General features: G+C 52.9%; 21 protein-coding genes and 1 pseudogene. 13 read left to right on the forward strand and 9 right to left on the reverse strand.

Features of this window, described 5'->3' with window-relative positions; translation table 11 throughout:
- Positions 1-146: 146 nt before the first annotated feature.
- The 3 genes from umuD to ACX9GU_RS11100 all read left to right on the forward strand — a co-directional run bounded on the left by umuD (position 147) and on the right by ACX9GU_RS11100 (position 2,809).
- The gene (gene umuD, locus ACX9GU_RS11090) at positions 147-569 is read left to right on the forward strand and encodes a translesion error-prone DNA polymerase V autoproteolytic subunit (protein WP_024528804.1); all 423 of its coding nucleotides are present in this window, start codon (positions 147-149) and stop codon (positions 567-569) included.
- Entirely contained in the window at positions 569-1,840 is a 1,272-nt protein-coding gene (gene umuC, locus ACX9GU_RS11095; RefSeq protein ID WP_473194777.1) for a translesion error-prone DNA polymerase V subunit UmuC, read from the forward strand. The genes umuD and umuC overlap by 1 nt, the downstream gene beginning before the upstream one ends.
- Positions 1,841-2,266: 426 nt before the next feature.
- Positions 2,267-2,809 carry a fimbrial protein gene (locus tag ACX9GU_RS11100; protein WP_473194778.1) on the forward strand — a complete coding sequence of 181 codons (543 nt, stop codon included), beginning with the start codon at positions 2,267-2,269 and terminating at the stop codon, positions 2,807-2,809.
- Between the two features lie 97 nt (positions 2,810-2,906).
- On the opposite strand, the gene ACX9GU_RS11105 is transcribed toward ACX9GU_RS11100, so the two are convergent.
- From ACX9GU_RS11105 to ACX9GU_RS11115, 3 genes are all read right to left on the reverse strand, one after another.
- On the reverse strand, positions 2,907-3,890 hold the full coding sequence (locus ACX9GU_RS11105; RefSeq protein ID WP_473194779.1) for a hypothetical protein: 984 nt from the start codon (positions 3,888-3,890) through the stop codon (positions 2,907-2,909).
- 64 nt (positions 3,891-3,954) lie between these two features.
- Positions 3,955-4,275 carry an AzlD domain-containing protein gene (locus ACX9GU_RS11110; RefSeq protein ID WP_021806744.1) on the reverse strand — a complete coding sequence of 107 codons (321 nt, stop codon included), beginning with the start codon at positions 4,273-4,275 and terminating at the stop codon, positions 3,955-3,957.
- A complete protein-coding gene (locus tag ACX9GU_RS11115) occupies positions 4,275-4,943 on the reverse strand; it encodes an AzlC family ABC transporter permease (RefSeq protein ID WP_473194780.1) in 669 nt (222 codons plus the stop codon). The genes ACX9GU_RS11110 and ACX9GU_RS11115 overlap by 1 nt, the downstream gene beginning before the upstream one ends.
- A gap of 113 nt (positions 4,944-5,056) precedes the next feature.
- Here ACX9GU_RS11115 and ACX9GU_RS11120 point away from each other — a divergent pair, with 113 nt between their 5' ends.
- From ACX9GU_RS11120 to ACX9GU_RS11155, 8 genes and pseudogenes are all read left to right on the forward strand, one after another.
- The gene (locus tag ACX9GU_RS11120; RefSeq protein ID WP_021181074.1) at positions 5,057-5,605 is read left to right on the forward strand and encodes a helix-turn-helix domain-containing protein; all 549 of its coding nucleotides are present in this window, start codon (positions 5,057-5,059) and stop codon (positions 5,603-5,605) included.
- A 248-nt stretch (positions 5,606-5,853) separates the two neighbouring features.
- Positions 5,854-6,813, forward strand: coding sequence for an IS110 family RNA-guided transposase (locus tag ACX9GU_RS11125; protein WP_473192326.1), 960 nt, complete (start codon positions 5,854-5,856; stop codon positions 6,811-6,813).
- A 519-nt stretch (positions 6,814-7,332) separates the two neighbouring features.
- On the forward strand, positions 7,333-8,262 hold the full coding sequence (locus tag ACX9GU_RS11130; RefSeq protein WP_021181075.1) for a sugar ABC transporter substrate-binding protein: 930 nt from the start codon (positions 7,333-7,335) through the stop codon (positions 8,260-8,262).
- A gap of 77 nt (positions 8,263-8,339) precedes the next feature.
- The gene (locus ACX9GU_RS11135) at positions 8,340-9,824 is read left to right on the forward strand and encodes a sugar ABC transporter ATP-binding protein (protein WP_473194781.1); all 1,485 of its coding nucleotides are present in this window, start codon (positions 8,340-8,342) and stop codon (positions 9,822-9,824) included.
- A 17-nt stretch (positions 9,825-9,841) separates the two neighbouring features.
- On the forward strand, positions 9,842-10,867 hold the full coding sequence (locus ACX9GU_RS11140) for an ABC transporter permease (protein ID WP_166732752.1): 1,026 nt from the start codon (positions 9,842-9,844) through the stop codon (positions 10,865-10,867).
- 405 nt (positions 10,868-11,272) lie between these two features.
- Positions 11,273-12,613: pseudogene (locus tag ACX9GU_RS11145) on the forward strand (nucleobase:cation symporter-2 family protein); the annotation flags it as partial.
- Between the two features lie 109 nt (positions 12,614-12,722).
- Positions 12,723-13,550, forward strand: a complete 828-nt coding sequence (locus ACX9GU_RS11150) for a carbon-nitrogen hydrolase family protein (RefSeq protein ID WP_473194782.1) — start codon at positions 12,723-12,725, stop codon at positions 13,548-13,550.
- 93 nt (positions 13,551-13,643) lie between these two features.
- Positions 13,644-14,165 carry a hypothetical protein gene (locus ACX9GU_RS11155; RefSeq protein ID WP_473194783.1) on the forward strand — a complete coding sequence of 174 codons (522 nt, stop codon included), beginning with the start codon at positions 13,644-13,646 and terminating at the stop codon, positions 14,163-14,165.
- A gap of 226 nt (positions 14,166-14,391) precedes the next feature.
- Here the strand turns inward: ACX9GU_RS11155 and ACX9GU_RS11160 are convergent, their stop codons facing one another.
- From ACX9GU_RS11160 to ACX9GU_RS11185, 6 genes are all read right to left on the reverse strand, one after another.
- On the reverse strand, positions 14,392-17,304 hold the full coding sequence (locus ACX9GU_RS11160) for an HD domain-containing phosphohydrolase (protein ID WP_473194784.1): 2,913 nt from the start codon (positions 17,302-17,304) through the stop codon (positions 14,392-14,394).
- Between the two features lie 224 nt (positions 17,305-17,528).
- Positions 17,529-17,981, reverse strand: a complete 453-nt coding sequence (locus ACX9GU_RS11165) for a hypothetical protein (RefSeq protein ID WP_473194785.1) — start codon at positions 17,979-17,981, stop codon at positions 17,529-17,531.
- Complete coding sequence (locus tag ACX9GU_RS11170) at positions 17,968-18,654, reverse strand: hypothetical protein (protein ID WP_473194786.1); 687 nt, start codon at positions 18,652-18,654, stop codon at positions 17,968-17,970. Before ACX9GU_RS11170 ends, ACX9GU_RS11165 begins: the two co-directional genes overlap by 14 nt.
- On the reverse strand, positions 18,654-19,697 hold the full coding sequence (locus tag ACX9GU_RS11175) for a DUF4123 domain-containing protein (protein WP_473194787.1): 1,044 nt from the start codon (positions 19,695-19,697) through the stop codon (positions 18,654-18,656). The genes ACX9GU_RS11170 and ACX9GU_RS11175 overlap by 1 nt, the downstream gene beginning before the upstream one ends.
- 19 nt (positions 19,698-19,716) lie before the next feature.
- Complete coding sequence (locus ACX9GU_RS11180; protein WP_473194788.1) at positions 19,717-19,920, reverse strand: DUF4123 domain-containing protein; 204 nt, start codon at positions 19,918-19,920, stop codon at positions 19,717-19,719.
- Positions 19,921-19,950: 30 nt separating this feature from the next.
- The gene (locus ACX9GU_RS11185) at positions 19,951-21,975 is read right to left on the reverse strand and encodes a type VI secretion system Vgr family protein (protein WP_473194789.1); all 2,025 of its coding nucleotides are present in this window, start codon (positions 21,973-21,975) and stop codon (positions 19,951-19,953) included.
- A 357-nt stretch (positions 21,976-22,332) separates the two neighbouring features.
- Between ACX9GU_RS11185 and aegA the strand changes: the two genes are divergently transcribed.
- Entirely contained in the window at positions 22,333-24,342 is a 2,010-nt protein-coding gene (aegA, locus tag ACX9GU_RS11190) for a formate-dependent uric acid utilization protein AegA (protein WP_473194790.1), read from the forward strand.
- Positions 24,343-24,363: 21 nt separating this feature from the next.
- On the forward strand, positions 24,364-24,891 hold the full coding sequence (locus ACX9GU_RS11195; RefSeq protein WP_473194791.1) for a 4Fe-4S dicluster domain-containing protein: 528 nt from the start codon (positions 24,364-24,366) through the stop codon (positions 24,889-24,891).
- Positions 24,892-25,026: the final 135 nt, after the last annotated feature.

A 25,026-nucleotide genomic window follows, 5' to 3' on the forward strand; every position in this document is an offset into this window, starting at 1 on the left:
ATCTTAGCCGATGATGGGTATTGGCAAGAGAGGCCAACTTTCTTTCCTTATCGATCATAGCCATATCATTCACGGTGAAAATCTCTCTTCCTCCCACCATTCGGTATATCTATACTGTATAAAAACACAGTATAGAGACATACCCCATGAAACACTTTGTTCCAACACCAACCCCAGAGAAATTGTACCTGCCACTGTTTTCCGATCGGGTGCCTGCTGGCTTCCCAAGCCCGGCGCAGGATTACGTCCATGCCAGGATCGATCTCAACGAATATTGCATCAGCCACCCGAATGCCACTTACTTTCTCTACGCCTCCGGTGAAAGCATGTTGGAGGCGGGCATTACTGATGGCTCGATGCTGGTGGTCGATTGCAGCATTGGGGCCGAACATGGCGATATCGTGATCGCCAGCGTTGGCGGGGAGTTCACGGTAAAGCGGTTATGTCTGCGGCCAGTCGTGCAGCTCGAACCGATGAACCCCAACTACCAGCCCATTCCGCTACATGATGGCGCTGAAGATTTAGATATCGTCGGCGTTGTGGTGTCGACTATTACGAGGCTGAAGTAATGTACGCGCTGGCCGATGTGAACAACTTTTATGCCAGCTGTGAAATGCTGTGGCGGCCCGATCTGCGTGGCCGCCCGGTGGTGGTGTTATCAAACAATGATGGCTGCGTGGTGGCCCGTAACCAAGAGGCCAAAAAATTGGGGATGGCGATGACCGGGCCGTATTTCAAGGTCAAGCAGCAGTTGGAACGGGCGGGAGGCGTCGCTTTTAGCAGCAACTACGAGCTGTATGCCGATATGTCAGCTCGGGTGATGACGGCATTGGAAGCGTTGGTCCCCCGCGTTGAGCTCTATTCTATCGATGAAAGCTTTCTCGATCTCTCCTCGGTGCCTAATTGCGGCAATCTGGAACTGTTTGGGCGGCAGATCCGGGACAAAGTGCGGAGCGAGACGAGGCTAAAGATCGGGGTCGGGATTGCGCAAACCAAAACGCTGGCCAAGCTGGCAAATTTTGCCGCCAAAAGATGGGTGAAACAAACCAACGGCGTGGTCGACCTTTCCAGCCTGGAGCGGCAGCGTAAGCTGATGAATAAGGTGCCGGTAGAGGAAGTCTGGGGCGTTGGGCGGCGGATAGCAAAAAAGCTGAACGCGATGGGCATAGAAAGCGCACTGCAACTGGCTGATGCCAGTACCACCATGATACGAAAACGCTTCAGCGTGGTGGTCGAACGTACGGTGCGGGAACTGTGTGGTGAGCCTTGTCTTGAGCTGGAAGAGTTTGCGCCAACCAAGCAGCAGATTATCAGCAGCCGCAGCTTTGGCGAACGTATCACCGAGTATGAACATATGCATCAGGCGATTTGTTTATATGCCACTCGAGCGGCAGAAAAGTTGAGGGCAGAACGGCAGTATTGTCGGCACGTCAGCGCCTGGATCAAAACCAGCCCGTTCGCCACTCACGAGGCCTATTACGGTAATTCGGCCAGCATAAAATTGAACACGCCAACGCAAGACACCCGCGATATTATTGCCGCCGCCATGCGCTGCCTGGATGCCATTTGGCAACCCGGTCATCGTTTCGATAAGGGCGGGGTGATGCTGCAGGATTTTTTCAGCCAGGGCGTTGCACAGCTCGACATGTTCGATGAGTATCAGCCTCGGCATGGCAGTGAAGAGTTAATGAAGGTGATGGACTTCATCAATAACTCGGGCCGGGCCAAGTTGTGGTTTGCTGGCCAGGGAACGCAGCAGGTGTGGTCGATGAAGCGTGAACTGCTGTCACCGGCTTATACCACCAGGCTGAGTGATTTGCCCCGTGCTCGGGTATACTGAGCGGCGTTTTTCCCTGACCACTATGCCATAACGTGGTGGTTAATATATTCACAGGTTTGATCCTTTCCCGGACGAAGGGGGATCCTGCCTTGTGACTCGGGAGCCGCCATTTTCTACAACTATATCGATCTGGTGCTGCATAACCCGACTCAGGATAGTTTTCAGCTGGTGTTTAACGTTGCGGAGCACCAGTTGGAAGGTGAGCTGCTGTGTTCGGCCCCTCGCACGGTGAAATACCATATCTACCCAAAAGCCCATCGATTTATCCGTCGGCATCAGCGTCCTGCCATTGATAGCACAACGGTAACAGAAGGAACCCTTATCATTAAGTGGATAATATTTAGTTAAGCAGAACAAACACTGCGAATTAAATCAGGTGGAACATCTGAACCATTCTGCTCTCTTATTTGAATAAGGATATTTACCATGAATAATACCGTCAATGGAACCATCAATTTTGCTGGACAGATCGTTGCCCAAACTATGGGTATTGAAGATGGTGGCATTATTGTACAGCGGCCACGCAGTGCTGGCCTCACCGTCAGCGTTAACGGCAGCGAAACCCAAAATGGCTACGTGCAGCTTGGTGCAGTAAGCGAAGCGCAGCTGGCAAACCCAGGTGCTCAGGCACAGGCAACCCGCTTTGATATCCGCGTTGCAGGTATCCCGGAGCAATATACTCACGCCTTGGTGTTTTTTGAGGGGGGTGCCACGGTTGATGCTGCCACCGGCGGCCTGATTAATATGGCGGAAGCGGGTAACGTGCAGATCCAACTGCGTAACCAGCAAGGCGATATTGTCCAGGCAGGGAGTAACTCTCAACTGGTCAGTTCGGCGTTTGTCCCGGTGATGGATGGTGAGGTTTATGCCTCCTTTGCCGCAAACTTCTGCAGTACCGGCCGCGCAACGCCGGGTAATGTGGCGAGCAAGGTTGATTACACGCTCTATTTATTTGAGCTGGCTGCCTGATTGATCAATAGCGATATCTAACCCACCGCTCGGTGGGTTTTAGCCCAATCATCCCAAAGGGCGAGAGAGCCAGTCCGTGCTCTTGATTAGCTTGTATTTATTGCCCAACCAAACCATCAGCCTTCACCCAGCCCGTGGTTTTATCGCCGGTTTTGGGATGAAGATAGCTCACAAACAAAAATTCCTTATAAGGCTGCCCGTGCGTGGCGGTAACGCTATCGCCATTGACGACAAACTTCCCGCCTTCATCCTGGCAGAGCTTATCCGGCGAGTCGTAAAAATAGAGTTTTTTACTCTTCACCAGATACTTCGCCGCAGGTGAGGACGCTTTGCTTAATGCAGCTTCGGCGCTTGCCTGCGCATCGTGGCAAATCTCGTCGAGCGGGGCCAGACGATCAATGTTGATCCAGCCGGAGGCATTGCCATAACCGACTAACAGATAGCCATTTTTCTCACCTTCGACGGGTTCAAGTGCGGCATAACCCACCACTTGCACCTTGTCATCCGGGATCACAAATTGAGATTCATTGATGCACTGCTCGGTGGGGGCGGCGTGGAAATAAGCCCGGCCTTTACCACGCACCACATATTTAGGGGAATCGGCAATGATTGGGCCTAATTTCATCTGGTCCAGAATGGCCGCGCAGCGCTGCTCCTTCTGTAGGCATTGCTGGTAATGTTTGCCGTACTGTGGATTAAAGGTGAGCCGCAGCGGATGCTGTTCGTCGGCGCTGTTATCCAGTAGCTGGCCGGTTTGCGGATCGTACATGACCCAACCAAGATGTCCGGCCCCTGGCGAATCGGGCGAGGCTGGCTTGCGGCGGTCGAACAGTTGAATGGCCTGTATGCCGTTGGCCCGTGGTTCAATATTGATTTCCAGCTTGTTCGCTGGCACTTTCTCCGCCCGGATCAGAGCCTGATTGCTGCTGGCTAACAGCTTGATCAACGGAGCCTGACAGTCAAACAGCGAAGCAGGCCGGTCAGGGGTAAAACCTGGGCCCATTGGCGTCACGGCCTGTAGCGCTGTCCAGGGCGCAAGCAGCAAGATTCCAACTACGGCTAATGTGGCGAGCTTCTCCATTCCTATCCCATCTCCGGTGAGGCAGCATACCTGCCGGCCGCTATCATACCCGGCCAGCAGTGAGTTATGCCACACCGGCTACCCGCAACAGCGCCGTCACTGCCGCCGCAGCCAGCAACACCACGATTAACGGCGTTTTCCGCCAGGCTAATAATGCTCCCACGGCCACACCGCCTAAACGGGCATAACCAGCAAAGTGTTGCCCTTCGAACAGCGTCGCGATCACCGCTACGGCGAGCAGCAACGTGGTGGCAGAGTCGGCGAGTAAGGCCTGAACCCGGTCAGAAAAGCTCAGGCTGCGGCCCAGCAGGAACCCGGCAAAGCGAAACGCAAAGGTGCCGCTGGCCAGGAGCAGAATGCCGATGATGAGTGTTTGGTTATCCATTATTTTTCTCGTGTTCTGATCAGTAAACCCAACAGTGAAAACAGCACTGGCATGCCAATCGGTACCAAGGGCACGCTAGCCAGGGCAATCAGGGTGCCGGAGCAGGCGGAAATAAAGGTGCGCAGTTTTTTCAGCGAACCGACAATCAAGGCCAGCAAAATGGTGGGGAACACGGCGTCCAGCCCGATGACATTGATATCGGGAATAAAGCTGCCGATGGTGCCGCCAATCAACACGCCCAACGGCCAGCAGGCGGCGATCCCCAGCCCACAGAGCCAGTAGGCCGCCCGTTTTTTGGCCAACGTCGGTTGGGAAATGCCGAACACCACGCTTTCATCATTCATGATATGGCAACCCAATAACTTAAAGCGGCTGCGCTCGATCACCTCTTTCACTGCCATACCGAACGGCAGGTGGCGTGCATTTACCAGCAGCCCGGCTGCCGCCGCAGCGAAGGGGCTACCACCGCTGGCGACGATGCCGATAAACAGAAATTCAGAGGCGCCCGCCAACACCAGCAACGACAGCATCAGCGGGACCCAGAGCTCGAAACCCAGGCCGGTCGCCAGCGAGCCATAGGAGATCCCCACGATGCCATCCGCCAGGCAGACCAGCGCGATCCCTTTGATCACGCCCTTATCGAGCGAGGGGAAAAAGTTTTTAGCCATACTATTTTTCTCACTGCCTTTCTCAAAACGAACGGTTGTTCTATTATAATGAACACTTCAATCTCGATTTACAAGTCGAACGATCGTTCGTTATAAGGTGAGTTACGCGGCCTATGAAACAACCCATCAATATCATTGCGGAAGCTCTGGTGCGCGAACGCCAGCGTACAGGCCTCTCGTTGGCAGAAATTGCTCGCCGGGCAGGAATTGCCAAATCAACGCTGTCTCAACTGGAAGCGGGGAATGGTAATCCGAGCCTCGAAACGCTGTGGGCACTCTGCGTTGCGCTGGATATCCCCTTTGCGCGTTTGATGGAGCCGCAGCAGAGTAAAACGCAGGTGATCCGGCGTGGGGAAGGGGCGGCGGTGGTGTCGGAAGTGGCTAACTATACGGCGGTGCTGTTGGCAACCTGTCCGCCTGGCGCACGGCGAGATATCTATCTGCTGACGACCCAGCCGGGAGCTGACCGTCTTTCTCATCCGCATCCGTTAGGCTCGGTGGAACACATCGTCATCACCCAGGGGCGCGCCTTGGTCGGGCTGGTGGAAGAGCCTGCCGAGCTGAATGCCGGGGATTATATTTGCTACCCAGCCGACCGGCCGCACATCTTCCGCGCCCTGGAGCCGGATACGCTGGCCGTGCTGGTCTCAGAACAAAACTAACATCCCCATCACTCTAACTCTTATGTCTTGATCTTCTCCGCCTTAGCGGAGAAGATCCCCGACTGATCATCGGGAGATAGTTGGTGAGCTCCTCCTAACCCTAGTGCCTATGAGCCCGTGGGAGAGATTGTGCCCCAACTGTCTATTTCCCTGTCGCCTTGTAGACCGAACGGTATCCTGTGCCTATGAGCACCCACATATAAGGATGGTCCGGCGATAAATTACAGACATGGTTATGGAGTGCCATAATGCGCAGAACCCCTGTCGGCGTTGATATCGCCAAACTCAAGTTTGATGTCGCCGTACTGCTGGAAAATCAGAAGTATAAAACCAAAAAGTTTGCCAATACCCCTTCTGGATGCCGCGAGTTCGCGGCCTGGTTGAGCCGCTTTGGCGACTGTCATGTCTGCATGGAAGCCACTGGGAGCTACAGCACGGAACTGGCCACTTATCTGGCAGACAACAACTACCACGTCAGTCTGATGAACCCGGCGTGTATCCATTCCTTCGGCAATACAGAACTGACCCGGAACAAAACGGACAAAAGCGATGCAGCGATGATAGCCCGCTACTGCGCACTGCATCAGCCTGACCCGTGGTTCCCAGCCCCATTGAGCGAACGCCAGTTGACCGCGTTGGTCAGGCATCTTAAGAACCTGGAAGAGATGCGTCAGATGGAAGAAAATCGCCTGGAGGTGGCAGAAGCGGTCATCGTCCCTTCACTCAATGAACACATCGCCACGTTGGATGAACTGATACGAGAAACGAAGAAGAGAATCAGTCAGCACATCGATGATAACCCTGACCTGAAACGGGACAGCGAGTTGCTAAAAAGCATCCCAGGGGTGGGAGAGATGCTGAGCTCCAGCCTGCTGGCCTTTGCTGGAAACCTGCGTCGGTTCACCAGCAGCAAGGCCCTGGTGGCGTACGCAGGACTGAATCCACAGCGATGTGAGTCGGGGATGTTTAAAGGGAAAAGCCGGTTATCGAAAGTGGGACACAGTGAGCTACGAAGCGCGTTATACATGCCAGCGGTAGTAGCAGGCCAATACAATGTTGTGGTTAAGGACTTGACAGAAAGGCTGAAGTTGCGTGGGAAGTCGGGCAAAGAGAGAGTGTGTGCGGCGATGCGAAAACTGCTGCAACTGGCCTATGGTGTGGTGAAATCAGGAAAGGTATTTAATGCGGAAATACCGCTTGCCGGATAGCCGACAAGACGGTATCTCTCCCAGAAGGGAGAGGGAACCGAATGTTGACTACGGCGTTCTGCCTTATACCTCCAGACTGACTTCCGTTCTTACCTACAACACCGTACCCGCTCCCACTCTTATGGGCTCCCCGATTTTACAATGGGGTGAGGGGGGGGCGGTCACTTTGCGTCCATTTGTTAGATCCCTGTCATGTTTTTGTTATTTGCTCATTCCAAAACACACGTTTCGCTTGTTTGGGTTAAAAAATTTCATTAGTCTCATTTTTGAAACAAACGTTTGATGTCTGTGTGAGGTGTTTAACAATCACATCAGGGATTAATTTCAATGCATTGTTTTAATGATTATTTTTAATTATCCCCAAGCATCTCATAACCAGTGTTAACTGATGAGATACCACGTGGAACAGGTTTTTAAGACGATAATAACGAGCGGGTTGTTGTTTGAATGTAAAAAATATTTTTCATTAGCCGTCAAATCAACAGGCCTCTTCATTCTAACAATTAAAGGGTACAGAACATGAAGCTGAAGAAATTGATCGTCACCTCGCTACTGATGTGCATGCTGCCAGCCTCGGTGTTAGCCAAAGATATCAAGATCGGCGTGTCGATGGCCTACTTTGATGACAACTTCCTGACCATCCTGCGCCAATCCATGCAAAACAAAATGAAGCAGGAAGGTAACGTCAGCGGCCAGTTTGAAGATGCCAAAGGCGATATCGCACAGCAGATCCAGCAGATAGAGAATTTTGTCAGCCAAGGGGTCGACGCCATCATCCTTAACCCGGTGGATACCCAGGGCGTCAAGCCAATGATCAAGCTGGCGGAGAACGCCCATATTCCACTGGTGTTCGTCAACCGTCGCCCAGAGGCCACACTGCCAGCCGGTATGGCCTACGTAGGTTCAGATTCCAAACTGGCGGGCAAGCTGCAGATGGAAGAGCTGGCCAAGCTGATGAACGGCAAGGGCAACGTGATGATCCTGCTCGGCGAGCTTTCCAGTGAAGCCACCCGTGATCGGACCCGCGGCGTTGAGGAAGTGGTGGCCCAATATCCGAATATTCACATCATCGATAAGCAAACCGCCAAGTTTTTCCGCAAAGAGGCGGTTGACGTGACGACCGACTGGATCCTCTCCGGCCAGCAGATTGATGCCATCGCTTCCAACAATGATGAGATGGCGATCGGTGCCATTCTGGCGCTGAAACAGGCGAAGAAAACCGGCGTGCTGGTAGCGGGTGTCGACGGTACGCCAGATGCCCTGGAGTTTATCAAAAAGGGGGATTTGAGCCTCAGCATCTTCCAGGATGCTAAAGGCCAGGGGGAGGGCGCCGTGCAAACCGCCATTCAACTGGTTAAGGGCGAGAAGGTTGAAAGCAGCGTCATGATCCCTTACCAACTGATCACCAAAGCCAATTACCAAGACTTTGCCGACAAGAATAAAAAGTAATTATCACCCGGCCCTTTGCCCAACGGTACGGGGCATCGTTCACAGCGATCGGCAGGATAACGGCGGAGGTTATCAGTATGTATCCTTATGTGCTGGAAGCGGAAGGCATCAGCAAACAGTTCCCGGGCGTTAAGGCGTTGGATAACGTGTCGCTCAAGATCAAACCGGGCAGCGTGCATGCGTTAATGGGGGAAAACGGAGCCGGTAAATCGACGCTGATGAAGTGCTTAATCGGTATTTATCGGCCCGATGCCGGCACCATCAAGGTCAAAGGGCAGCCGATGACGTTTAACGATACGCAGGCGGCCTTGCACTCGGGCATCTCCATGATCCACCAGGAGCTGAACCTGGTGCCGCATATGACGGTGGCAGAAAATATCTGGCTGGGGCGTGAACCCGCCAAGTTGGGTTTTGTAAACCACGAGGAATTAAACCGTAAAACCCGCGAACTGTTGGCGCATCTCAAGATTAAATTAGACCCGGAAACCCAACTAGGCACGCTGAGCATCGCCAACCAACAGATGGTCGAGATTGCCAAGGCGGTGTCTTATAACGCCGACGTATTGATCATGGATGAGCCGACCTCGGCATTAACGGAAGGGGAAGTGGTGCATCTGTTTGCGATCATTCGTGAACTGAAGCAGCAGGGCAAAGGCATTATCTATATCAGCCACAAAATGGATGAGATCTTTGCCATTACCGACGAGGTCAGCATCTTCCGCGATGGCACCTCGATCGCCAGTGATAAAACCGAAAACCTGACCAAACAGTCACTGATCACCATGATGGTGGGCCGCGAGCTGACCCAGATGTTCCCCAAGTTCAATAACAATATCGGTGAAGAGGTGTTGCGTGTGGCCGGGTTGCGGCGCAGCGGCTGGTTCCAGGATATCTCCTTTGCGCTTAAGCGTGGGGAAATCCTCGGGGTTGCCGGGCTGGTGGGAGCTGGGCGCAGCGAAGTGATGGAGAGCCTGTTTGGCATGCATCCGGCTGAGGGGGGCGAGATTTATATTGAAGGCTTACCGGTAAAAATAGACTCACCCTCCAAGGCCATCGAGCAGGGGCTGGCATTCCTGACCGAAGACCGTAAAAAGTCTGGGCTGTTTCTGGTGCTGTCGGTGGTGGAGAACATGAGCATCGTCAACCTTTCCGCCTATACCAGCAAAAACGGGTTTGTCAGCCAGACGCAAATGGCCAAAGACTGCATGGAGCAAATCAGCAAACTCAATATTAAAACCCCGACGATGGATCAGATTATCAATAACCTCAGCGGCGGCAATCAGCAGAAGGTCTTGATTGCCCGCTGGCTATTGGCGCAGCCGAAGGTCCTGATCCTGGATGAGCCCACGCGCGGTATCGACGTGGGGGCCAAGGCAGAAATTTATCGCCTGATCAGCGAATTGGCGCACCGTGGTGTCGCCATTATTTTGGTTTCGTCTGAACTGCCGGAAATACTCGGCATGAGCGATCGCGTCATGGTGATGCACGCCGGACGCATTACGGGGATCCTGGATAAAGATGAAGCAGACCAGGAAAAAATCATGGCGTTGGCCTCGGAATAACGCAAAGGTAAAACACAATGAATAACGTCAAAGTGGAAACTCAGCCAGTCAAAGCCTCGCCGTTTGCCGGTTTCAGCGGCAAGCTGCCGAAAGATACCGGCATCTTTATCGTCATGATCGGTATCGCGCTGATTTTTGAAATGCTGGGCTGGTACGTGCGAGATCAGTCATTCCTGCTTAACCCGAACCGCCTGCTGCTGATCGTTTTGCAGGTGGCGATTATCGGCATCATCGCCGTTGGTGTAACTCAGGTTATTATTACCACCGGTATCGATCTCTCATCTGGCTCGCTGATTGCCCTGACGGCGGTGGTGGCGGCCAGCTTGGCGCAAACCTCCGAAAGCATTTCGCCAATGTATCCGGGCCTGCTGGATCTGCCCGCCGCGATCCCCATCGGGGCGGGGATTGGGGTGGGTATTATTTGCGGGTTTATCAACGGGTTCTTGATCACCCGCACCGGTATTCCGCCGTTTATCGCTACCTTGGGGATGATGGTTTCTGCCCGTGGTTTGGCACAGTATTACACCAAAGGTAACCCGGTCAGTTTCCTGTCGGATGGCTTCACCTCGATTGGCCAAGGTGCCATGCCGGTGATTATCTTCCTGGTGGTGGCGGTGATTTTCCATATCGCCCTGAAGCACACCCGTTATGGCAAATACGTGTATGCCATCGGCGGCAATATGACCTCGGCCAGGGTCTCTGGGATCAACGTCAATAAATACCTGGTGACGGTCTACACCATTGCGGGTGGGTTGGCAGGATTAGCGGGAGTAGTGCTGGCGGCGCGGGTCAGTAGCGGGCAGTCTAGTATGGGAGTGTCTTATGAGTTGGACGCCATTGCCGCAGCGGTCATCGGTGGCAGTAGCCTGATGGGCGGAGTGGGGCGCATTACCGGCACGCTGATCGGCGCGGTGATCCTCGGCCTGATCAAAAGTGGCTTTACCTTTATTGGCGTGGATTCCTACATTCAGGACATTATCAAAGGCATGATCATCGTGGCCGCCGTGGCTATCGATATGCGCCGTAACCGCAAGAAGCTGTGAGCCTCAGGCCGCCGGTGTAATAACCGGCGGTTTGCCCAGGGACACGGCGACCTTGAGCATGTCGCTGCCGTCAGTTTGCGACTGGGTAGGATAATGAAATCTCAAATTGAGACGAATCATATTGGTAATTTTATCAATCGCGACACTTTCGCCGAGGGTGAGTGTTATTTTTTACCCAATATCATGTTAATAAAATCGCAATAAATTAAGCCTCATCTGTGATGGTTTTCGCATTTAAAACACTCCCTTTCGCAATATCACCCGAAATCTGCCCATTCTGCACACAATATGCATGCCCCGAACTCGTGCCGTACATCCATTATCAGGGGGGTTATCAGGCTGTGCCCTCGAATCGTAGCCATCAGGAATGACAACCTGATCAAGGCCGTACAGGAGTGAGGTTCCATGACCAACTTGAATACTATTTTGCCCGGCGAAAAGGCGCAGGCGACTGAAAAAACGATTGATAAAGTTGAAGAGATATTACCCATTGCCCATCTTTTTACCCTGGGGCTTCAGCATGTTCTGGTGATGTATGCAGGGGCGGTTGCCGTCCCATTGATGATCGGCGGCAGCCTGGGGTTGGATAAATTGCAGATTGCCTATCTGATCAGCTCCGATCTGTTCTGTTGTGGCTTGGTGACGCTATTGCAATGCATCGGGATTGGTCGCTTTGCTGGTATTCGGTTGCCCGTCATTATGTCCGTCACCTTCGCAGCCGTCACGCCGATGTTGGCCATCGGTGCCAACCCCGAAATCGGCCTGACCGGTATCTTTGGCGCCACTATTGCAGCCGGAATTATCACCACGTTGCTGGTGCCGTTGGTTGGCCGTTTGATACCGCTGTTCCCAACTCTGGTGACGGGGATTGTGATCACCTCCATCGGCCTAAGCATCGTGCGGGTCGGGATAGATTGGGCCGCCGGGGGCAGGGGCAATGCCAACTACGGTAACCCGGCCTATATTGGCGTCTCGCTGCTGGTGCTGATTTTTATTTTGCTAATCACCCGGTTTAGCAAAGGCTTTATCTCTAATATTTCCGTGCTGTTGGGGATTGGCTTCGGTTTTGTGGTGGCGCTGCTGATGGGAGAAGTCAGCTTTGCTGGCCTGGATGAAGCCGCCTGGTTTGCCATCGTGCGCCCCTTTGCCTTCGGTTGGCCCACCTTTGATCCGGCTTCGATTATCACCCTGACGATCGTCATGCTGATCGTATTTATTGAGTCGATGGGCATGTTTATGGCGCTGGGGGAAATTGTCGGCCGCCCAACCACCAAGCAGGATGTGGTACGCGGGTTGCGGGTTGACGGCCTGGGAACCATTATCGGCGGTATTTTCAATACGTTCCCGCATACCTCGTTCTCACAGAATATTGGCTTGGTCAGCGTTACTCAGGTGTCCAGCCGCTGGGTATGCGTGATGGCAGGTTTGATTCTGGTGCTGTTCGGCCTGATCCCCAAAATGTCTATTCTGGTGGCCTCGATCCCGCAGTTTGTCTTGGGGGGCGCAGGTATCGTGATGTTTGGCATGGTGCTGTCTACCGGCATCAAGATCCTGACCAGGGTCAACTTCAATACCAATCGCTATAACGCCTATATTGTCGCCATCAGCCTGGGGCTTGGTATGATCCCAATCGTAGCGGCTGATTTCTTTACCCAGATGCCAGCGAGCCTGCAACCGTTGCTGCACAGCGGCATTTTGCTTTCTTCGGTGGCGGCGGTGCTGCTGAATCTCTACTTCAATGGCTATCATCCGGAGGAATAACGCTGCCGTTTTATTGATGATCTCCGTTAACAGTGACTTGCCAGCCAGTGGCTATAACAGGTAAAAACACTGTTCGACTTAAAAGGAGTAATCAATGCGGATAACCTTGGCCCAATTTACCTGCCGTGAAGGGGACATTGCCCATAACCTGGCCGCCGTGCTGGCGCAGATTGAACGTTGCAGCGGCCAAACCGACCTGTTGGTGTTGCCAGAAACGCAGCTTACCGGCTTTACCCATCCTGACGGCAATACGGGCTACGCGTTGCAACTGCAAGGCCCGGAGCTCGCGCAAGTGGTGGCGGCAAGCCAGCGTACGGGGATTGCCGTCGCCGTGGGTTTTCTTGAGCAGGATGGCACGCAACTGTTCAACAGCTCGGTACTGATCACACCGGAGCAGGGCATCTATCTGCATTATCGCAAAAGCCATTTATGGACCAATGAACGCGCCGAAGCGCAAGCGGGCGATCGCCTGGTCTGCGGGCTGTGGCGTGGGCGGCGAATTGGTTTACTGATCTGCTACGACATCGAATTCCCAGAGGCATCACGAGCCTTGGCCCTGATGGAGTGCGATCTGTTGCTGGTTACCGATGGCAATATGGATCCCTATGGTCACGTGCATCGTAACGCTTTGCTGGCTCGCGCTCAGGATAATCAGATGTTTGTGGCGATGGCCAACCGCGCCGGGCATGGATGTGGGATGCAGTTTGCTGGCGAAAGCCTGGTTGCTGATCCCTTGGGGCGTGAGGTGGCCAGCATGGGCCGTGAGCCGGGAATAGTGCAGGCGGAGCTGGATTTCAGCCTGCTGGAAGCGGCTCGCAGCGAATATCGTTACCTGGAAGATCGGCGTTTGACACTCAGTGGGGAGACGCAGTGGCAGCAGCGGGATGATGAACAACGCTGGTGGCCGCTAATTCCACGTTAACACCGCTTGCTGAAAGGCCAATGGCTTAGGTAAAGTCATAGCCAGATTGGTCACTGTAATTGATAGACTTGCAGCACTCTAAGGAGCCGTACCATGCAATACCTCGCCCTGAGTAAAAGAATCTTGCCACTGGCTGCGCTGCTGGTGCTGTCGTTGCCCACCGCTTGGGCAGCACAAAACGCCCCAGCCCCGATCCCACCGGCGTTAATCGGCAACTGGAGCGTGACCAAGATCATTCCCACCCAGACCGTGGGCTGCTGGGATGAAAAGCAGGCGCAGCAGTTGGTCGGTAATAGTATCAACTATAAAGCAGACGGCTTTACCTGGCATGAACAGCAACTGATCAATCAGGGGGCGATCACCACCACGGTAGAGGCGCAAGAGTTTGTGGAAGACAACTCGGGCGATAATTGGTACGTCGATTTCCCGATTTTGGGTATCAGTACGCCTTCGGTGCAGCGAGTCATCATTCAGCATCAGGATGTCACAGTACCGGGGATCACCGATCAGGGGACTGAAGGGGTTCCCGGTGATAACGTGTTAGTGAAAGATCGTAATACGTTGCTCTTCTCCCAATGCGGCGTGTGGTTTGAGGCGCAACGGCAGAAAAAATAACGGCTTCTGATATTTTCCCCTCACCCCAACCCTCTCCCCAAAAAGGAGAGGGGGCTGGCAGGGCGCCGTGGTCAGGTATCGGATCTAATTTGCGGCATGATGAGTTCCCCTTCAAACCCCAGCTTATACGGAGCTGAAGTCAGGCGCGGATGTTAATTTGTGGCACGTTTGGCCCCCTCTCCCTTTGGGAGAGGGCTGGGGTGAGGGGCTGCAAAACTGTTGGATATCAGTTCGTCGGTTGGCAATCGGGCATTTCGAGTTTGCGTAACAGCGCGGGGATATCGACGGTGTCTATTTTATCGGCTTGCAAATAGCTCTGCGCGTAGTCATACCAAATACCAGACTCCAGGAACAGGATCATCAATTCGCGGTCCAGATGATTTTCATTCGCCATGCTGACCAGAATATTGAGTGCCTCAGATAACAGCTTGCCCGGTTTATAAGGCCGATCGGCGGCCGTCAGGGCTTCAAACACGTCGGCGATCGCCATCATACGCACCGGAATGCTCATCTGTTGGTGGGTTAGCTGGTAAGGATAGCCTTTACCATCCATGCGTTCATGATGGCCACCGGCAATTACCGCCACATTGGCCATGGTGCGTGGGAACGGCAGTTTTTCCAGCATGATGATAGTCTGCATAATGTGCTCGTTGATTTTATAGCGCTCCTCCTCACTCAGGGTGCCTCTGCGGATGCCCAGGTTGTAAATCTCCCCGTGGTTATAGAGCAAGGTCGGCTCCTTGAGTTTGAAGTGATAGCTTTCGGGCAGATGGCTTTTCTCGTCGCGGTAGATGATATGTTCTTCTTTATCCGCCAGCAGTGGTTCCTGGGTAGGTAAGGGGACGGCAGGGCGGCGGTTTTTGCGCGCCAATTCTTCCCGTGCCACGCCTGCGGTGTCATCCAGAGTACGGGTCCATTGATATTGTGCGATTTGTTGAATGCGTGCGAGCGCGCTGTCAGACAGGAATTCGCCACCGATATTACACTGGGCAATAAAATAGAAATCCTCATCCAACTGCTGCAGCTCATCGCGTAGCTGTTGTTCTTCCTGCTCGGTAGCAGGGTTCGTAGCGTGCTTGCGCAGGAAGCTAACCTCTTTTTCCCGCTTCAGCACCTCAAAGCGCATCCGCACCTCGTGAATACGGTCGTAAATCATCTCCAGCTTGGTGGCCTTATCCACTATGGCCTCCGGCGTGGTGATTTTCCCGCAGTCGTGCAGCCAGCAGGCGGTGTGCAGTTCCTCCCACTCATTGGCGGAAAGGGTAAAATCGGCGAACGGCCCTTGTTTGGCCTCAACCGCTGCCTTGGCCAGCATCTTGGTAATGACCGGTACGCGCTGGCAATGGCCGCCGGTATAGGCGCTCTTGGCGTCGATAGCTCCGGCGATTAACTGAATAAAGGCTCCCATCAGATGCTTCTGCTCTTGCAGCAGATATTGCGTCTCTATCGCTACCGATAAGCTGCCCACCAGAGCATTAATCAGCTGTACTTTGGCTTGCCCATGTTCCGGGCCAGCTTCGGCAGGATTAAGCAGTAGTAAGAACCCCATCAGTTCCCGATCATGCGTTTGCATCGGGACGGCCACATAGTGCAGCGGCAAATGGGAACCAAAGATCGTGTGCAGTTGGCTGGGGATATTCTCGCTGGTAAAGACTCCGGCAACGGTTTTACCCTCCAGAATCTGCCAAAACGTGCTGGATTGCTGTGGATCAAACTGCAACGCTGCCACCTCCGAACTAGCCACCTCTTTTCCAGCCCAGTTGCAGGCTATGGGTGAAAAGCAGCCGGGCGTTTTGTCTGACAGGAAAATAATGCCGCCGCTCATGGTCGCGATTTTACTGGTTTCATTGAGCAAGCCCTGCATCTGCTGCGGGAAATTATCCTTGGCGGATAACAGGCTGCCCATCGAGATAAACTGCTTGAGCGTCAGCTTCATTTTGGACATGGCTTTGTGCAGGTCGTCCACCTCTTCAATCACCGAGCGTTCCTCCGCCCGCTCATCAAAATGCAGATTGCTGATGGCGTCAGCATCCTGGCGCAGGCGGATCAGCGGCCGGGAAATACGTAGGGAGAAATACCAGACCAGCGGCAGGCCGAGCAGCAGCAACGCAAAGGCGATCAGGGTCGAGCGGTTGCGAATGGCGTTGGCATCAGCGGTCAGATAGGCCGAGGGCGTGGCAATCACCAACTGGTAGCCTTGGCTTTGCCCTTTAAGATCCACAACGGCTCCAAACCAGCTCTGCCCTTGTGCCGTAAATACGCCGCTTGCGCCGTGATGGGGATCTAGCAACGCTTGCAGCACCGGGATGTGCGCAATGCTGTTGAGCCCATCCTGGCCTTTGGGGTTTTGTGCAGGCAGGCTGGCGATGGTTTCGTTGCCAGCGTTGATAATTGCCGCCTGGCTATCCGGCGGTAGGCTTTGTTGAAGAAACCATGAAAGTGAAGCCAGTGAAACGTCCAAACCGATCACGGCATGGCCATCTGGAGCCTGGATGCTGTAGGTGAAGCCGGTTTCACCGGTGCCTTTGAAGGTATAGAGCGGGGAGGTAATCAGTTGCTGAGTTTTTACCGCCAATTGATACCAGGTACGCTCCCGGGGATCATAATTGTTATACGGTACGGTTTTTACCGCCATAACCTGCTGTTTACCGTCCAAAAAGATATTCTGAGCCTGGGGCGAGGTCTCTAAAAAGCGGTAGCTTTGTGCCAGCCATTCGGCATCTTCCGGCGCATTAAATAAAGCTCGGTTGGCTGGGGTGAGGAGGCGTAGTATAAAGAAATCGCCGTTGGGGTAAGCGCTGTATACCGCATTGGCATAATCATTTTGCTTGAGTATCTCGATCAGTGGGCCGATAAATGCCATGCGTTGTTCGAGCGTGGTGGCTTCTATTATTGGCATGCGTGCCAACATCTTCGCCGACATTTTCATGCTGCGGGTCACGGAGTCCAGCTCCGCAGCAATGGTTTCGCCGGTTTTTTGATACTGTCGGTTGGTGCTGGCCTCGGTCAGTTTGGTGAGTTGGCTGTAGCTAAAAAGCACGATCACGCTGCCGATGGAGACAATCAGCAAGGTAAACAGCACGGCAATCTGGATATGTAGCGGATAGCGGCTTCTTAAACCTGTGATCTTTCCTGCCATGGTGCCCACCTTGGATGCCAATTTTTAGCTTTTTAAATTATAGACGAAGCAGGGGTAATCTGATTGGCGTAGTAGCAGGGCTATTGAGTTGATTTTAAGGTGAAATTTTTTGTTTCGTAGCTAAATAAACCAATACATTATTAAAAAATAAAGCTTTATGAAACAACGGCGACAAAGATAGCACTTTTGTCGCGGGGGCGTTGTTCCTGAAACCCTTGAGGCTGTTACTTAACACCAAGCTTCTCCCTCAATAGTGGCATGTAGCTATCGATGTTATAAGTTTTATCCCCGGTGATGTTGGCGCAGGCGTTATGGGCGTAAATAAAATAACTGACGCCCATGTTGAGGCTTGAAACCTTAATGTTGGTTTGTTTGTGGTCCAATAAGTTGTAGGAATTTTTTATTAAATGAGTGTAATCGTTTTTATCCATGATATTTGGAGATCCTTGTATAATTATAATTCTAGCCGTTCCTAATTGCATCGGAGCTTTTGACTTTACCCGTTCGTAATTTTCAGAAACACAAGAGAGATAATCATCACACTTTGGAAATCCACTTTGTGTGCAGTAAATTCCAGTCATGCTTACTATATGGTCTACATATGAATACGGTACGTAGTTTTTACACCCCGAAGTCAATAAAATAGAACTTAATGTAATGATCTTAAATTTTTTCAACTTTAACGCTCTCCTGTTGAAACATCAAGTCTGCATCGGCATGACCGCGATTAGCCATACTGGCTAAAGTATTTAGTGCTTTGTTTTCATCTGCGCCCGGGCAATTCTCCCAAGGGCCACCGGTTCGAGCAATCATATTGGCGGAACTCCTGTCAGCAATCGAGTAATCAATATAGATATTATCCCAACGGTTAACATTTTTGGGTTTTGGGCCTTTTCCTTTTCTTGATACAGGATCAAGGGTTACCAGTAACTCAATCGGAATATCGGGGTTTTCTTGCGCCAATAAAATCACTCGGTCCCCACCCCAACTATGGCCGACTAGCACGATTTTCTGCCCGGCAGCATGCCACTCTTTCATTAGCGGCGGAACTTTGCCACCGCCATGTTCGGAATAGGCCACATCCTGTTTGCGCTGAGTGATCACCTTGCCGGTGTTATCCTTAGTGTCCCTGCCATTTTTTTCTTCATAAGGAACGAAAACACCCCTTAGCAGCGGTTGGTAGCTGGCATCCATCGCACCGCCAACAAATACTACCAAGGTCTTTAAACAGCTGGCGGTGATCTTACCTTGCTGTTCCTTTACGCTAGGCAAGATAACAAAGTCACCTGGATCATTATTTTCGTATTTATAATCAAAACCCGGAAAAATAATTCCATCTGATGCGCACATTATCTTGCCTCCAAATGCTTACGTAACATCAATAGTTCCTTTCTGATGCGTCGCTGAGTGTAGGCTACCAACTCAGCGAGCCGTAGATCTTCCTGACTAACGTGATTATCAGCAAAATGCACCTTAACCCAAGGGTAGAGCGGGTCATCAAAGACTTTATGGCCGAGGAAGAACTGTAATGCCAGGATAACCGCCTGTCCGTGGAACGTGGTGACCCCATGCTCCTGAAACCAATTTTGATCTTGAGCTAATAGGCCGAACATCTGATGTATGGGGACGTACTGCGCACGCTCAGGGTAAAGTGAGCGTACATAATCCACCACGTGCTGTTCTTCATACATATAGGGCAACTGGTTAAGTTGCAGGGTTTTTAGCCTTTCCAGCGCTGCCAGGTAGAGCTCTAACCGCTCGCCCATGCTTCGTACAAAAACCAGCCCCAACTGCTGATTTAACACGGCCAACTGCCCTGGCTCCTCTGCTGCGGTTGTCAAATAGGGCGCGACGATATGCTCAAGCTGGAGATCGGTATCAAAATGGCTACCTAAACTGCAGGCTAAATCAAGGAATTGGCAACGATCGTTAAAACGCTCCAGCCGGTGAGTTTGGCATTTTTCCGCGATAAGCGTAATGAACCGCTGGACCTGTTCATCGCCCAACAGGCGGGTGCGCTTCGGATATTTGTCGGTAAAGTAGCGCTGTAGCTGGCTAACCTGCTCGCTCTGGTTTTGCTGCTTTAACTTGGCGAGTTGCGCTTCTTCCAGCGTCACTTTCCCTGTCAGAATTGGGGCTGCCTGGGCGGGTAATTCAATCATCTGTTGCCGGACCCAAAGCGAGCTGAATACCCCCATCAGCTGATTTTGCTGGGACTCGGTGGAGGCCGCCAGGATTAACGGTAGAAACTGGGCGTCCCAATAGCGGAAAAATACCGTCTTCCCATCTGGCAAATTAATCTGCGTCAGGCCCCGTAAATGGTCGAGAATGCGCTGACGCGGCTGTTCACTGACTGCCAGCCATCCCCAGTCCGTTGAGGATGCTTCACTCACCCACGCTAAAAACGGGCTATTAACCGACAGTTTCTACCAGATAGGGCATCACTTCGTGCCAATCTTTGTAGGCCGTATAGTGATAAATCCCTTCTGCAACGCGGGAACCATCTAGTTGATAGTAGTGTTTCAATGGCTGCGCATTGCTAACGCTGGACAACACCGCATACAGCCGTTGTTCTGATGCGCAATTGGCCAGCCATTGCTGTAGTTGACTCTCCATATCTTCGTTTCCTCCGGCAAGCTGTCCCGATTAAATCGCGCAACCCTGTTGTTTACATCGCTCACACTCTTCGCAAAATGCTCGCGGTTGTTTAAACGCACTAACCTGTGCAGGATTTAGCGCAAAGGCAGGGACGCTGGCTGGGATGGGAATAACATCGGGCATTCTGCCGCCCCATCCTCGGCCTGAGCCCGGGCTGCCGGTGCCCACATTGAGCGTGGGGCCGATCGTGACGCCGCTGGGATCGATTTTTATAAAGCTGGAGCCGGCCTTTAAGGTGATTTCCGTGCCGGTTTCAATCACTATTTTAGTGCCGGACTTCAGGTGAATTTCCTGCCCAACCTCCGTCAATAAGGCGTTGCTGGCGTTAATGTGGAAATTGCTATTCACGGTCAGGGAATAATCGCTTTCTACCCGGTCACGCTTTTCGCCATTAACCTGCAGAAAATCATTGTGGACAACCTGTTGTCTGCGATCGTTGCCTATCCGCTGGTGCTCGTCGTGATCGATACGCGTGGAACTGTCATGCAGCACTTCGGTTGTCATGTTCTTTTGCGCATGCAGATAGAGCTCTTCCTGGCCTTTTTCATCTTCAAAACGCAGTTCGTTAAAACCTTCGCCCTTATGGGTTTGCGAACGGATCGACATCTGGGTTTTGGTGCCCGGCAGCTTGCCCGGGGGCAGGTTGCTGGCGTGATAGGTGCGGCCGATAATTACGGGTTGATCGGGATCGCCATTCAGAAACTCGACGATCACCTCATGGCCAACGCGTGGCACGGCCGACATGCCCCAACGTGGCCCTGCCCAGGGGTGTGATACCCGGATCCAACAGGAACTGCTGTCGTCGGTTCTGCCCGAGCGATCCCAGAGAAAACGGACTTTCACCCGACCGAACTCATCACAAAAGATTTCTTCAGTGGCTGGCCCCGTGACAATGGCGATTTGTGCGCCATCAATCCGTGGCTTGGGGAGTAAAGCAGGGCGCCAGGTCTGATCGTAGGGAATAAACGCAAACTGGCTGGTTACGATAGTTCCCGTCCCGCCTGTGTTACTTTCAAGCGCTTGGGGTTGCTGCCCTGAATGGTTAGCCTGGGTGATTTGCCAACGCGTATTGAGCGCCTCCAGAGGATGGTTTTCCAAGGTAAAGCGTACGCCGGGTTGCAGCGCCGGGCAGTTGCTTGCCCCTTCGCCCTGATGAGCATCGTTACGCAGCGCCTGGATGCGCCAGCGGGCAAAAGATTTACCCACCTCGGTGGTTTTGAAACGCCCTGGGAAATCGTAATGAAAGTACTTACCGGGCTGATGCTCAGTATCGCGGGCATCATCGCCGAACTCTGCCAACCATAAGGGATCTTTAAAGGTGTAATCTTTCAACAGTACTTCGGAGAGGCGTAAACTTTCCCGGCGCTTAAAGGTGGTGACGCAGGGTTCATCCAACGAGGTAGATGACTGGTCGGGATAATAGGGGAGCGTTGGCCCGTCATGCAGTGCGGCGCAATCATCGGAAAACACCAACGTATGTTTGCCATTTTGGTGCTCAAAGAAATAGTAAATCCCTTCTTCTGCGGCCAGGCGGTTAATAAAATCGAGATCGCTTTCATTATATTGGACGCAAAACTCACGTACTGCATGGGGATAGCGCAACGCGTGGGCGTAGTCGCTGATCTTGTTTTCTTTTAACAGGGTTTCCAGGATTTCCAGAAAGTTTTGTTGCTGGAAAATACGTGAACGGTGTCCCAACCCGGCTCGCCAGAGTGAGGGACGAATGCTAAATCGATAACGCGTTTGATGAAGTCCGGCATCCCCTTGTTCGATGGAGGTGACAATGCCATTAACGACTCGCTGTACCTCGGTTTCACGCCAAATCGTCAGGGTCGCGTTACTATCCAGGATTGAACGGAACTCCACGCTGGGCTTGGCGCTAGCCACCTCAAGCTCTAGCGCGAACGGGCTGGAGAATTGCTCATGCAGCGTAAATCCCACCACCACAAACGCGTCTGCTGGCAGGTTGCCAACACTTACCGTAAACCTCAGCCCGCTGGCTTGTTTGCTCATCCCTAGCATGCACTTCCCCCATTTATTACATGAATATATTCCACTCAATTACAACAAAAAATCCATAGATATATAAATAATATTAATGTATTGATGGCGAAATAACAACCAAGGATGCTGTGTAAATATGATCCAATACGACAATGGGTGATTAAACCGAAGAGTTGTCCTGCCTGGCTTTAAAGCGGATGGGTGCATTACGCCATTTTCATGCGAAATGTCATGGAAATGGATCAAATATAACCACTATATTTACATGGTTATAACCTTACTGACACCTGCCTACGCCAGCCAAGATAAGGAGATAACGTCAACGAAAGCGTGTTTTTTCAGCCAGCCTGTTCGGAAAGGATACCTATGAATCAATTTATCGTTGCGGAATCAGAAGCCTGCATTGGCTGCCGGAGTTGCGAGGTCGCCTGCGTGACTGCGCATCATCAAGGGGCATACCCAAGCAAGCGCGAATATTTCACCCCAAGAGTCAAGGTTATTCAGGGCATCCATGGTAATACGGCCGTGTTCTGCCACCATTGCGAAGATGCGCCCTGTGCCAATGTTTGTCCTACCGGGGCCATTGAACAGAGTGATACCAGCATCCAGGTCAGCCAGGAGAAATGTATCGGCTGCAAAGCCTGTGCGGTCGCTTGTCCGTTTGGCATGATGACGGTAGTGACCGAAACGGTGCAGCCCGCCAATCATCGCCTGGCAGACAGCTATCAGAAGGTCGAGGCCCAGAAATGCGACCTGTGCAGCGAGCTGAACCATGAGCCTGCTTGTGTACGTGCCTGCCCAACCCATGCACTCAGCCTGGTTGACAACCAAACGTTGCTGGACCAGCAGCGAGAAAAGCGGCTACGTGCAGCGGCGCGCGATCACCATAGCCAACTGTTTGGCAGTGCGGCTAATCAGAGCCCGGAAGCGAAAGCCCCGAAAAAATCAACGCCGATCCGTAATCTGCTGCAACAGCCTCGGGCACCTCGCCTGGAAGCCAGCAAAATCCCGCTCGAGTTGCGCAAAACCAGCTTTGCCGAAATCTACCAACCCTTTAATGAGCAACAGATCCAGCAACAGGCCGAACGCTGCCTGAGCTGCGGCAAGCAGAGTATCTGCTCCTGGACCTGCCCGCTGCATAATCAGATCCCACAGTGGATCAAGCTGGCCAGCCAGGGGCGCATCTGGGAAGCGGCGGAGCTATCGCACCAAACCAGCAGCCTGCCGGAAGTATGCGGCCGGGTATGCCCACAGGACCGACTGTGCGAGCAATCCTGCACGCTCAATGAGCACGGGGGAGCCGTCACCATCGGTAACATTGAACGCTACATCACCGAAACGGCCTTTGAGATGGGCTGGCGGCCTGATATGTCGGCGGTGAAAGACAGTGGCAAGCGCGTTGCCATTATTGGCGCGGGTCCGGCGGGGTTGGGCTGTGCCGATATCCTGGTGCGCCATGGCATCAAACCGGTGGTGTTCGATCGTTATCCGGAAATTGGCGGGTTGCTGACCTTCGGCATTCCGGCGTTCAAGCTGAAAAAAGACGTGATGGCCAGAAGGCGTGAGATCTTCAGCGATATGGGGGTGGAATTCCGTTTGAATACCGAGATTGGCAAAGACATCTCGATGGAAACCCTGCTCAATGATTACGATGCGTTGTTCCTTGGCGTGGGGACCTATAAATCGATGCGTTCCGGCCTGGAAAATGAAGGTGCGCCAGGAGTGTATGACGCCTTGCCATTCTTGATTGCCAACACCCAACAGCTGATGGGCTATGCCGAGAATCCACAAAGCCCTTACATCAATATGGCGGGCAAGCGGGTGATCGTACTGGGGGGCGGTGATACCGCTATGGACTGCGTCCGTACCTCATTACGTCACGGTGCTGAGCAGGTGATTTGTGCCTATCGGCGTGATGAAAAGAGTATGCCGGGTTCGAAAAAGGAAGTGAAAAATGCGCGGGAAGAGGGCGCAGAATTCATGTTCAACCTGCAACCGCTAAGCATCGTGATCGATGAGGAAGGTAAGGTCAGCGGCATTCAGATGCGGCGAACCGAAATGGGGGTTCCAGACAGCCAGGGTAGGCGGCAGGCGGTACCCGTAGAGGGTTCCGAACATATCGTACCGGCGGATGCGGTGATCATGGCCTTTGGTTTTAGCCCGCATCGTATGGGCTGGTTGGCAGAACATAACGTCATGCTGGACAGGCAAGGACGAGTGGTGGCGCCAACGGTGGCGGGTTATCCGTACCAAACCAGTAACCGCAAGATTTTCGCCGGTGGTGACATCGTGCGCGGCGCCGATCTGATCGTGACCGCCATTGCCGAAGGGCGCAAGGCGGCGGAAAGCATCGGTTATTACCTCAATGTGCTCTAACGCGGCTCAAGGAGAGACAGTATGAATCAGTTTGTCATTGCCGATATGAAACAGTGCATTGGCTGCCGCACCTGCGAGATTGCCTGCGTGATAGCGCATCTGGGGGATCATCCGTTGCCGATGACGGCGGAAAACTTCAATCCTCGCTTACGGGTGATGAAAACCCTTAGCGTCAGCGTACCGATGCTGTGCCGCCAGTGTGAGAATGCCCCTTGCCTGAATGCCTGCCCGAACGAGGCCATCTATAACCAGGATGGCAGCGTACAGGTGCTCCAGTCACGCTGTATTGGCTGCAAGAGCTGCATGGTGGCTTGCCCTTATGGCGCAATGGAGGTGGTGGTCAATCAGGGTTATGGCAGTAATGGTGTAGCGCATCAACGGGCTCAGGCGAATAAATGCGATCTGTGTCAGGGGCGCGAAGCGGGGCCAGCCTGTGTCGAGGTGTGCCCAACGGCGGCGTTAACCCTGATCCGGCCAGCAGACTTGCAAGCCATGCAGTTGGAAAAGCAACGGCGTGCGGCGCGTGGCTCTGCGCCGAACCTGCGGTAAATTATTCCTTACCTCACTACAACCCATTCTGCGTGATAACCGCGTGGAATGGGTTTTCTTTAATGATCCGCGCGACGTGGCTAAATGAAACGAATATCGCTGCTTTATCTTTGAACGCGATGATCTTTCAGAAAT

It is taken from the genome of Serratia sp. K1WW1 (assembly GCF_055790865.1).

Coding starts and splice junctions, on each gene's coding strand:
- umuD (WP_024528804.1), top strand. CDS start 147: ATGAAACACTTTGTTCCAACACCAACCCCAGAGAAATTGTACCTGCCA.
- umuC (WP_473194777.1), top strand. CDS start 569: ATGTACGCGCTGGCCGATGTGAACAACTTTTATGCCAGCTGTGAAATG.
- ACX9GU_RS11100 (WP_473194778.1), top strand. CDS start 2,267: ATGAATAATACCGTCAATGGAACCATCAATTTTGCTGGACAGATCGTT.
- ACX9GU_RS11105 (WP_473194779.1), bottom strand. CDS start 3,890: ATGGAGAAGCTCGCCACATTAGCCGTAGTTGGAATCTTGCTGCTTGCG.
- ACX9GU_RS11110 (WP_021806744.1), bottom strand. CDS start 4,275: ATGGATAACCAAACACTCATCATCGGCATTCTGCTCCTGGCCAGCGGC.
- ACX9GU_RS11115 (WP_473194780.1), bottom strand. CDS start 4,943: ATGGCTAAAAACTTTTTCCCCTCGCTCGATAAGGGCGTGATCAAAGGG.
- ACX9GU_RS11120 (WP_021181074.1), top strand. CDS start 5,057: ATGAAACAACCCATCAATATCATTGCGGAAGCTCTGGTGCGCGAACGC.
- ACX9GU_RS11125 (WP_473192326.1), top strand. CDS start 5,854: ATGCGCAGAACCCCTGTCGGCGTTGATATCGCCAAACTCAAGTTTGAT.
- ACX9GU_RS11130 (WP_021181075.1), top strand. CDS start 7,333: ATGAAGCTGAAGAAATTGATCGTCACCTCGCTACTGATGTGCATGCTG.
- ACX9GU_RS11135 (WP_473194781.1), top strand. CDS start 8,340: ATGTATCCTTATGTGCTGGAAGCGGAAGGCATCAGCAAACAGTTCCCG.
- ACX9GU_RS11140 (WP_166732752.1), top strand. CDS start 9,842: ATGAATAACGTCAAAGTGGAAACTCAGCCAGTCAAAGCCTCGCCGTTT.
- ACX9GU_RS11150 (WP_473194782.1), top strand. CDS start 12,723: ATGCGGATAACCTTGGCCCAATTTACCTGCCGTGAAGGGGACATTGCC.
- ACX9GU_RS11155 (WP_473194783.1), top strand. CDS start 13,644: ATGCAATACCTCGCCCTGAGTAAAAGAATCTTGCCACTGGCTGCGCTG.
- ACX9GU_RS11160 (WP_473194784.1), bottom strand. CDS start 17,304: ATGGCAGGAAAGATCACAGGTTTAAGAAGCCGCTATCCGCTACATATC.
- ACX9GU_RS11170 (WP_473194786.1), bottom strand. CDS start 18,654: ATGTGCGCATCAGATGGAATTATTTTTCCGGGTTTTGATTATAAATAC.
- ACX9GU_RS11180 (WP_473194788.1), bottom strand. CDS start 19,920: ATGGAGAGTCAACTACAGCAATGGCTGGCCAATTGCGCATCAGAACAA.
- ACX9GU_RS11185 (WP_473194789.1), bottom strand. CDS start 21,975: ATGAGCAAACAAGCCAGCGGGCTGAGGTTTACGGTAAGTGTTGGCAAC.
- aegA (WP_473194790.1), top strand. CDS start 22,333: ATGAATCAATTTATCGTTGCGGAATCAGAAGCCTGCATTGGCTGCCGG.
- ACX9GU_RS11195 (WP_473194791.1), top strand. CDS start 24,364: ATGAATCAGTTTGTCATTGCCGATATGAAACAGTGCATTGGCTGCCGC.